General features: G+C 63.2%; 9 protein-coding genes. 1 reads left to right on the top strand and 8 read right to left on the bottom strand.

All coding sequences use genetic code 11. The features are described from left to right. The first annotated feature begins 193 nt into the window (after positions 1-193). Complete coding sequence (locus KIP88_RS29980) at positions 194-436, top strand: hypothetical protein (protein WP_214491729.1); 243 nt, start codon at positions 194-196, stop codon at positions 434-436. 158 nt (positions 437-594) lie between these two features. Here the strand turns inward: KIP88_RS29980 and lpxB are convergent, their stop codons facing one another. From lpxB to bamA, 8 genes are all read right to left on the bottom strand, one after another. Continuing rightward, entirely contained in the window at positions 595-1,758 is a 1,164-nt protein-coding gene (gene lpxB / locus KIP88_RS29975; protein WP_214491739.1) for a lipid-A-disaccharide synthase, read from the bottom strand. 23 nt (positions 1,759-1,781) lie between these two features. Beyond that, a complete protein-coding gene (locus tag KIP88_RS29970; RefSeq protein ID WP_214491738.1) occupies positions 1,782-2,639 on the bottom strand; it encodes an LpxI family protein in 858 nt (285 codons plus the stop codon). A 19-nt stretch (positions 2,640-2,658) separates the two neighbouring features. Continuing rightward, on the bottom strand, positions 2,659-3,462 hold the full coding sequence (gene lpxA / locus KIP88_RS29965) for an acyl-ACP--UDP-N-acetylglucosamine O-acyltransferase (RefSeq protein WP_214491728.1): 804 nt from the start codon (positions 3,460-3,462) through the stop codon (positions 2,659-2,661). 126 nt (positions 3,463-3,588) lie between these two features. Further along, complete coding sequence (locus KIP88_RS29960) at positions 3,589-3,942, bottom strand: hypothetical protein (protein WP_214491727.1); 354 nt, start codon at positions 3,940-3,942, stop codon at positions 3,589-3,591. Between the two features lie 232 nt (positions 3,943-4,174). Beyond that, positions 4,175-4,810, bottom strand: coding sequence for a histidine phosphatase family protein (locus KIP88_RS29955; protein ID WP_308163669.1), 636 nt, complete (start codon positions 4,808-4,810; stop codon positions 4,175-4,177). Between the two features lie 146 nt (positions 4,811-4,956). Beyond that, complete coding sequence (gene fabZ, locus KIP88_RS29950; RefSeq protein ID WP_214491726.1) at positions 4,957-5,415, bottom strand: 3-hydroxyacyl-ACP dehydratase FabZ; 459 nt, start codon at positions 5,413-5,415, stop codon at positions 4,957-4,959. After that, complete coding sequence (gene lpxD / locus KIP88_RS29945) at positions 5,415-6,482, bottom strand: UDP-3-O-(3-hydroxymyristoyl)glucosamine N-acyltransferase (protein WP_214491725.1); 1,068 nt, start codon at positions 6,480-6,482, stop codon at positions 5,415-5,417. Before lpxD ends, fabZ begins: the two co-directional genes overlap by 1 nt. A gap of 126 nt (positions 6,483-6,608) precedes the next feature. Further along, positions 6,609-9,176, bottom strand: a complete 2,568-nt coding sequence (bamA, locus tag KIP88_RS29940; RefSeq protein WP_214491724.1) for an outer membrane protein assembly factor BamA — start codon at positions 9,174-9,176, stop codon at positions 6,609-6,611. Positions 9,177-9,181: the final 5 nt, after the last annotated feature.

Here is a 9,181-nt window from a genome sequence, read left to right as displayed (position 1 = left end):
AGATGGTGGGCACGCGGAGCCTGTCATCGGGCGCGCATTCGCGCGACCCGGTGGCTTTGCCCACCCTACGAAACTACACCGTAATTCCAAACTTACGCGCCGCGTGACGCCCATCACGTACGTATCCGTACGCCCCGGTCATTCTCTTTCTGCTGAGCTGCATAGTGCAGTCACACGGACCGGGATAACGGACATGAAAACCTCACGCATCGCTCTCTTCGCTTTCGCAGCTATCATCGGAAGCGGCTCGCTGGTCAGCTCAGCTCAGCAGGCGGCAGCTGGAAATCTTGACTTTTTGAATCGGATGAATCCGCAGTACAAGAACTGCGTAGCCACGACACGCGCCAATATAGCTCCGCAGTATCGCGACACGCGGGCCGTTCATGATGGCATCATCGACCACTGCTCTCGGAAATATCCTCCATTCGGCAAGTAACACGCTCAATGTCCGAAGGCCGAAATACGTAAATACGGTGACTCAATTGCCAGCCTTCGTAGGGTGGGCAAAGGCGCGCTTGCGCCGTGCCCACCATGGCGGATTCTGCTTGAGGAGAGATGGTGGGCACGCTTCGCTCTGCCCACCCTACGAAACTACTATCCCCGCCGCGCCTGCCACATCGTCGCCAGCACGATATCGGCGGCGCGGGCACTCGGCGGCTGGTTGCCGGTCGACATGATGCCGTCGATCTTGCCGAAGGCCTCGAGCTGCGTCTTCCGAAGCTCAGTGTCGCCGAGCACGTCGCGCAATGCGGCTGCGAGTTTTTCCGGCGTGCAATCTTCCTGCAGGAATTCGGGGACGACGTTCTCGCCGATCACGAGATTAGCCAATATCACCGAGTTCACCTTGATGGCGCGCCGCAGGATCCAGGCCTCCATTGTGCCGGTCCGGTAGGCCGTCACCATCGGCACTTCAGCCAATGCCAGTTCGAGCGTCACCGTGCCGGATTTGGCCAGCGCCGCGTGCGCGATCCGGAACTTGGCCCGCTTCTCCTGCTCGCCGATCACGACCTGGGGCTGCACCGGCCAGCCCTTCACCGCGTCCACGACCGCTTCCTGCAGATGCGGCATGGTCGGCAGCACCAGTTCGAACGTCACGCCCTGCTCCTGCAGCCGCGCCACCGCCTGGCCGAAGACTGCCATGTGGTGGCGGATTTCGCTGCGCCGGCTTCCCGGCAGCACCAGCAGCACCGGCGGCGATTCCGTCCGCCGCACGGCTTCATCCGCGTTCGGGCGCAGCGAGGCCAGTTGCTCGGTCAGGGGATGGCCGACATAGGTGCAGGGCGGCCCGTGCAGCCTGCGATAGGCCTCGGGCTCGAACGGTAGCAGCGCCAGCACGTGATCGACATATTTCAGCATCGCGCGCGCCCGGCCCGGCCGCCACGCCCAGACCGAGGGCGACACATAGTTGACGATCGGAATTTTGGGATCCTTGGCGCGAACGCGCTTCGCGACGCGGTGGGTGAAGTCTGGGCTGTCGATGATGACGAGAATATCCGGGGCGGCTTCCGTCACCGCGATGGCCGTTTCCTTGATCAGCCCGAGGATCTTCGGCAATTCCTTGACGACGGCGGCGAGCCCGATGATCGAGAGCTCTTCGATCGGAAACAGCGACTCCAGGCCTTCGCGCGCCATCGCGCGGCCGCCGATGCCTTCGAACCGCACGCCGTCGCCAAGGCGCTGGCGCAGCACTTTCATCAAATTGGCGCCGAGGCGATCGCCGGACTCTTCCGTCGCGATCAGAAATATCCTCCGCTCCATCCCGGCGGTGGCGCGAGACGGCGTCACGCTGATAAGCCCTGGATGAACAGGCCGGCGCGATCAGCGGCCTCGATCATGGCCTGCGAGTCCGCGGCAATCGTATGGCCGGCGATCACGGCGATGCCGGCAAGCCCGGCCCGGGCTGCGCCCTCGATGGTCTTGGCGCCCACGGCCGGAAGGTCGAAGCGCAAATCCTGGCTGCTCTTGGGCGCCTTCACCAGCACGCCGCGGCCGGATTTGGCGCGAATGCGCCCGGCCTCGCGCAGCCGCGCCACGCGCGCCAGGAGCCCGTCAGTGCCCTCGATGTCCTCGACCGCCACCACATGCCCGTCGATCACGACCACGGCCTGGCCAATGTCGAAAGGCCCAAGCGCGCCGAGCACCTCCCGCCCCTTGGCGATGTCAGCAGCAGCAGCGGAATCGGGCGTAGCGCGGGCAATGCTTCCCTCCGGCATCAGAATGTCGGGGGCGACGTCCCGGATGCCGACCATCCGGAAACCGTCCTGCTCGAGGATGCGGCCGATCCCCGACAACAGATGATCGTCACCACCGCGAAACGCGGCCCAGACGCGGCCGAGGACGCGGATCGTTCCCCAGTCGAGCCGGATTTCCGACAGCGCCGGGCGCAGCAGCGTGCCGATGAAGATCAGGTCGCGGCAGCCTTCGCTGCGGAACAGTTTTGTGGCGCGGCCGAGCTGGCCGACCGAGATCCAGTGATGGCGGAAGCGCTCGACGCGCGCCGGATCACAGGCGCCGCGCAGCGCGAACAGCACCGGCGCGATCCCCCGTGCCGAAAGCGACTCCGCCACCGCGAACGGCATGGCGCCACCGCCTGCGATGACGCCGACGGGCGAAGAAATGTCAGAAGCCGCTGAAATCATGGCTGCGGCCATCCCGTCATCAATGCTTGTTGCCGTCGTCGGCGGGCAGGCAGAGCGCACGGTGCTTGCCCTGCGCGATGAAGGCGAGGATTTCGGCGATCGCCGGATCCTCTCCGGCGAGAGGCTGCACCGCATTCAGCCGCTCGGCAAAGATGCCGGGGCCGTGAAACAGTTGTTGGTAGAACGCGCGCACTTTCGCCAGCCGCTCCTTGGTAAACTTGCGGCGCTTCATGCCGATGATGTTCAGCCCTTCGAGAGCAGCATACTGGCCGTTGGCGAGGCCGAATGGAATGATGTCGCCACGCACGCCGCAGACGCCGCCGACCATCACCTGCGGTCCGATCCGTGTGAACTGGTGCACGGCCGACAGCCCGCCGATGAAGACGAAATCGCCGATCTCGCAGTGACCGCCGAGGGTAGCCGAGGTTGCAAAAATCACGTCATTTCCGACCTGGCAATCGTGCCCGACATGGCTGCAATTCATGAAGTAGCCGCGCTCGCCGACCCGCGTCACGCCGCCGCCGGCAACCGTGCCGGCGTTCATGGTCGACTGCTCCCGGATGGTGCAGCCTGCGCCGATCTCCAGCCGGGTCAGTTCGCCCTTGTAACTCAGCGATTGCGGCGGGGTGCCGAGCGAGACGAACGGATAGATCGTGCAGCCGGCCCCGATCGTGGTCTGCGCGGTGACGTGAACATGCGCGATCAGATTGCAGTTGGCGCCGATAACGACGTTGCGGCCGATAATGCAATAGGGACCGATTGTCGTCCCCTCGCCGATCACAGCGCCATCCTCAACCCGCGCGGTTGGATCGATCGTACCCATCAAGCAGCCCAGCCCATCGATTGGACGCGAATATCTCGCGTTTTCGGGTGGTTAGCGCGGCATCCGAATGCTGTCCAGTGACGTATCGTTACGTCATGTTGCGGCGCGCCGGTGTCAGGAACGTCATCAGATCATGCTGCCGGGCAGGAAGCAGCGGATCGAAATCCCATAGGCTCCCTTGATCGGCCAAACCATGGTCCGGCCGAAGCGATTTGGCACGGTGATGACAGCATCGTCGGGCACGTCGATCCATTGACCCTCGAGCCGGACGCGATAGTGACCGTTCTTTGATTCCCAATCGACATCGGAAACGACGGAGCCATCGGCGTCCGAACAGCATGGCCCCTTCCCGCTTCTGAGACTATCGAACCATTGCTTGAACGGGGAGTTGGCGTAGCGGCCATCATCGCGGGCCGTCGCACTTCCGGCGAAAACAGCGGCTGAGGCGATCAGCGCAACGGCGATTCTCAGGCGTTTCATGCGGCAATCTCAACAGCGACATGCCACCGGAAAGTACAAATCAGTCGACGGACCGAAGTTCCAATGCTCCATGCTCACGCGGACGGCATGGCGCACGGAGTGACTGAGCACATGCTCTGTCAACGATCCGACATTGTCGAGTATACCAGCGTATAGTCACGCCTGTGCGCGGTGACAGCTCACACAAACAGCGCTCCTCACGCGCCGAACTGCCCGACCCCGCAAGATCGCTCTAGCTGCCGGCCAGTGCGATCCATTCGCCGGCCTGCACGCGAACGATCAGGACGGCCGGGCCCGAAGCGCTGGTCTGGTAGACGAGCGCCTCGCCCTCGCGGATATCGGCGAATTCCTTTCCGAAGGCGTCGGCCACGTTGGTCTTGTGCGTCACCGCCAGATTATTGACGCCGGCTTTCGGAGGCGCGTTCACCAGATCGCGCACGGCGCGTCCAGCCTTGGCGTTCTTGCCGTCGGGATTGGCCATCGCCGACGAACTGCCCGCGCCGCTGTCGGTCAATTCGTCCACCGGGGATACGTCCTTGCCGCCGATGAGCTTGCCGGTTTCAGCCGCCCGATTCAGCCGGCTGGTGTAAACTTCGCCAACCGGCACGCCCAGCTTCTTCAGCGCAGCGCCAAGTTCGCGCGCCATATCGCGGCCCTTCTCGCTCAGTTGCCGCTGCGCGGTCATGTCGTCGAACTTGAAGGGGTAGACGTCCTTCTGGCTGTCGTCGGTGGCGCCGTGTCGAAACACGAGGACATAGCCACCGTCCTTGAGCGACGATACGAGCCCTTCCAGATCGGCCGCGTAACTTTGCGGCGACATCAGCAGAAAAATGATCAAACACGAAATGATGGACACAAGCTTGTTCACGGACGCCTCCGTTGAAAAAGGCGTGGACCCGAACCGGATTTAATCTGCAAATTTCTTCAATCGACCTCGGCGTGAGTTCCACTACCAGCGATTGAACAGAGATATCAGGAAGACGTCGGTTGTGTGACGGATAAATTCAATCAGCTTCAATCCGTCAGCATCGCGCCGACGTCGGCCTCCGCGACCACGCTGCCATTCACCTTGGCGTCGCCGTGAAACCACCACATCGCCTTGCGGCGGCCGATCGAGCGCATGTGGTACTCGATGGTATCGCCGGGCATCACGGGCTTGCGGAATTTGCACTTGTCGATCGTGAGGAAATAAACCGCGCGCGGCTTCTCGGTGCCCTCGACCGACTTGATGCCGATGACGCCGGCGGTCTGCGCCATGGCTTCGATCATCATCACACCGGGATAGACCGGACGGTCGGGGAAGTGGCCGAGGAATGGCGGCTCGTTGAAAGTGACGTTCTTGATGCCGATGCCGCTGTAATCGGTCCGGATCTTGATCACCCGGTCGATCAGCAGCATCGGATAGCGGTGCGGGAGCGTCTTGAGGATCTCGTTGATATCCACGAGCTCAAATCTGACCGATGCCTCCTCCATTACTCCCGTCCCTCGCCCTTCGGAGCGGCCGTGCCACCCTGCGCCAGTCGCTCCACTGCAATAATCTCCTTGAACCACTGCTTGGTCGGCTTTGCAAAGAAACCGCCCCAGCGGCCGTTGGGCGGGATGTCGTCCTTGACTCCGCTCATCGCCGTAACCTGGGCGCCGTCGCCGATCTTGAGATGGTTGTTGATGCCCACCTTGGCGCCCAGCGCAACATGGTCCCCGATCGTCAGGCTGCCCGCGAGCCCGATCTGGGCTGCGAGCAGGCAGTGCCTGCCGATGGTCACATTGTGGCCGATCTGGACCTGATTGTCGATTTTAGTGCCCTCGCCGATCACCGTGTCCCGCAGGCTGCCGCGGTCGATGGTGGTGCCGGCGCCGACCTCGACATTGTTCTGGATCAGGACCCGGCCGGTCTGCGGCACCTTGATGTGACCCTCGGGGCCGAAAAAAATGAAGCCATAGCCATCCTGGCCGATGCTGCAGGCCGGATGGATCAGGACGTTGTTGCCGATCAGGGCGAACTGGATCGCCGTGCGGGCGCCGACATTGCAGTCCCGGCCGATCTTGACGTCGGCACCGATCACTGCGCCCGCGCCGATCACGGTGCCGGCGCCGATCTCGACCCTGGGGCCGATCACGGCCAGCGGATCGACGATGACGCCATCCTCCAGATGGGCGGACGGATCGATGATGGCCGATGGCGCGATCCCGTCATTGTCGAACCAGGATTGCGGGCGAAGCGCATCGGCGTGCCATTCGCGCGCCAGCTTCACGAAGGCGCGGAACGGCTGCCCGGCCCGCAGCACCGCCACATGGGCGGGCACCTGGGCCTCGAAGCGCGGGCTGACCAGGCAGGCGCCGGCCTTGGTCGCCTTGAGCTGATCGGCGTATCTGAGGTTATCGAAAAACGCCAGATGCATGGGACCGGCTTCGTCGAGCGAAGCGAGGCCCCTGATCACCTGACCGCCCCGTGCGGGGTCGACCAATACCGCTTCCGTCAACGCGGCCAGTTCGGCCAGCGTCGAGGAAGGAGGTTGCTTGAAGAATATCGGCTGCGCCATTCCACCCGTCGCAGTCCGGCAGGCATTCACACCAGAGTGCCGGCTCCGAAGAAGCGGAGCCGACCCCTGCTCTTTTTCCGAGGCGTTCTCGTCACGCGGACCATACGTCCGTCGCTTCAAGCCACCTTAGAACGATGTGCCGCCGCCAAACTTGAATTCCTGTACGCGGTCGAACTGACCCTTCGTAAGCGGAACCGCATAGTCGAACCGTAGCGGACCGAACGGCGAGGCCCAGATGATGCCGACACCCACCGAGGTGCGAACCACATTGCCGTTGTCGTACTGCAATCCCAAACAGGTTCCCGGAGTGGCCCCAGCTGTCGCCGTCGCCTGCGTCGGCGGCACACAGCCAGGCACATTGACTTCGCCCGTCTGCGCCCAGGACGTCGGCCCCTTGTAATCGAACAGTCCGCCGGCGTCGGCATAGACTGAGCCCTTGAGCCCAACTTCCTTCGGCAGGAACCAGAACGGCATCTGCAATTCGAACGAAGCGCCCCAGTATTTGGTGCCGCCGAGCGCGTCACGCGTGCCGTATGGGTTCATGTCGCGCGGACCGATGCCGTTCGGCGCAAAACCGCGAACCAGGTTCGGACCCATCTGGAAGTGATCGAGCATGCGCAGTTCGCTGCCGCCGAACTGGTTCAGCATGCCACCTTGGAGATGGATCAGGCCGACGATATCGGCGACCAGCGGGGTGTAATACTTCGCGTCGACCGCCGACTTGATGTACTTCACGTCGCCGCCGACACCGGCGAAGTCCTGCTTCCAGTCGATCAGCAAGCCGTCGGTCGGGTTCTTGTTGTTATCAAGCGTGTTGTAGTTCAGCGAATAGCCGACCGACGAGGTCAGCGCCTTGCCGCTCTGCAGTTCCCGGCGAACCGGCAGCGAAGCTTCGCCATCGCTGTAGCACCACAGGCCGATGCCGGAGGTGTCGGTGGCGGTCTGCCCCCCTGCTGTTGCCGTGCCCCCCGCAGGAATACCGTTCAGCTGCGCAAAGGCTGGCGACGGATTGAAAGCCAGCAGCCCGTTGTTCGGATTGTTATTACAGTTCGCGAGCTGGCTCGGCAGCGAGATTTCCTGCTGATAGATCGAGTAGCGCAACTGAAGCGCGAGATCTTCCCGCAAGGTGAAGCCGAGCCGCGGGCTAAAGCCCAGCGTCTTGGTGCCGTAAGCAATATAGCTGTTGGCGAGCTGTTCGCGGTAGAACAGATCGAGGCCGAGCGCGACGCGGTAGTCGAGCAGATAGGGATCGACGAACGACAGCGAACCGCCGCGCGCGTACTGACCGTAGGTCACGGCTGCCTTCGCATACAGGCCGCGACCGAGGAAGTTGCGCTCGGAAATGCTGACTTCGGCCAGCGCACCGTCGGTGGTCGAATAGCCGCCCGACACCGAGAAGTCGCCGGTCGACTTCTCTTCGAGGTCGACGACCAGAATCACGCGATCGGTCGACGAACCGGGCTCGGTCAGGATCTTCACGCTCTTGAAGAAGTCGAGGTTCTTCAGCCGGCGCTCGGCACGATCGACCAGAGCGCGGTTGTAGGCGTCGCCCTCGGACAGGTCGAACTCGCGGCGAATCACGTAGTCGCGGGTGCGGGTGTTGCCGCGGACGTTGATGCGCTCGATATAGGTTCGCGGGCCCTCATCGACGGCGAACACGATCGAAACGGTGTGCGCTTCGAAATTGCGGTCGCCGCGCGGGCGGACCACGGCGAAGGCGTAGCCGCGCCGCGAGGCCTCGATCTGCATTTCCTCGACGGATTTCTCAAGCGCCTCGGCATTGTAGACCGAACCGACGCTGACGCGCGAGAAGCTGCGCATCGAGGCGGTATCGAGGGTTGCGATAGAGGTCTGGAAGTCGACGGAGGCCACGCGATATTGCTGCCCCTCCTCGATCTTGAAGGTGACGAGGAAGCCCTTCTTGTCGGGGTCATACTCGGTCAGCGCGGCGACCACCTGCACGTCGGCGTAACCGTTCTTGAGATAGAAGCGGCGAATCAGGTCGCGGTCGGCCTCAACCCGGTCAGGATCGTAGACGTCGGCGCCGCCGAGGAAGCTCAACAGGTTGGATTCGCGCGTCTTGATGATGTCCTTCAGGCGATAGGACGAGTAGGCGACATTGCCGACGAACTCGATCGACCTGACGCCGGTCTTGCTGCCTTCGGTGACCGTGAAGATCAGGTCGACACGGTTGTTCGGCTGCTCGATGATTTCAGGGGTCACACGTACGTCATAGCGGCCGGAGCGCCGGTAGATTTCGGCGATGCGCTGGGCGTCCGACTGAACCGTCGGACGCGAGAATGTGCCGCGCGGCTTGGACTGGATTTCAGCCGAAAGCTGCTCGTCCTTGACCTTCTTGTTGCCTTCGAAGGCAATGCGCCCGATCACGGCGTTTTCGACCACGGTGACGACCAGCCGGCCGCCCACCTGATTGATTCGCACGTCCTGGAACAGGCCGGTTTCGATCAGCGCCTTCAGGCCGTCGTCGATCTGGGCCTGCCCGAGCCGGCCGCCGGGGCCTGGCTTGAAATAGGAACGGATGGTCTCGACCTCGACACGCCGGTTCCCCTCTACCGAGATCGACGCCACTGTCTGCGCCGCAGCCGGCACAGACATCAGCGCGCCCCCCATCGGCACGGCAACCATGATCAGAGCGCCCAGTAGAGCCCCCCGCACTCGCATTCCCAACATCATGCGCA

The sequence above is a fragment of the Bradyrhizobium sp. SRL28 genome (assembly GCF_018596315.1).
Lineage (GTDB): Bacteria > Pseudomonadota > Alphaproteobacteria > Rhizobiales > Xanthobacteraceae > Bradyrhizobium.
The sequence above is the reverse complement of the archived record's forward strand: the minus strand, read 5'-3'. Positions and strand labels throughout refer to the sequence as shown.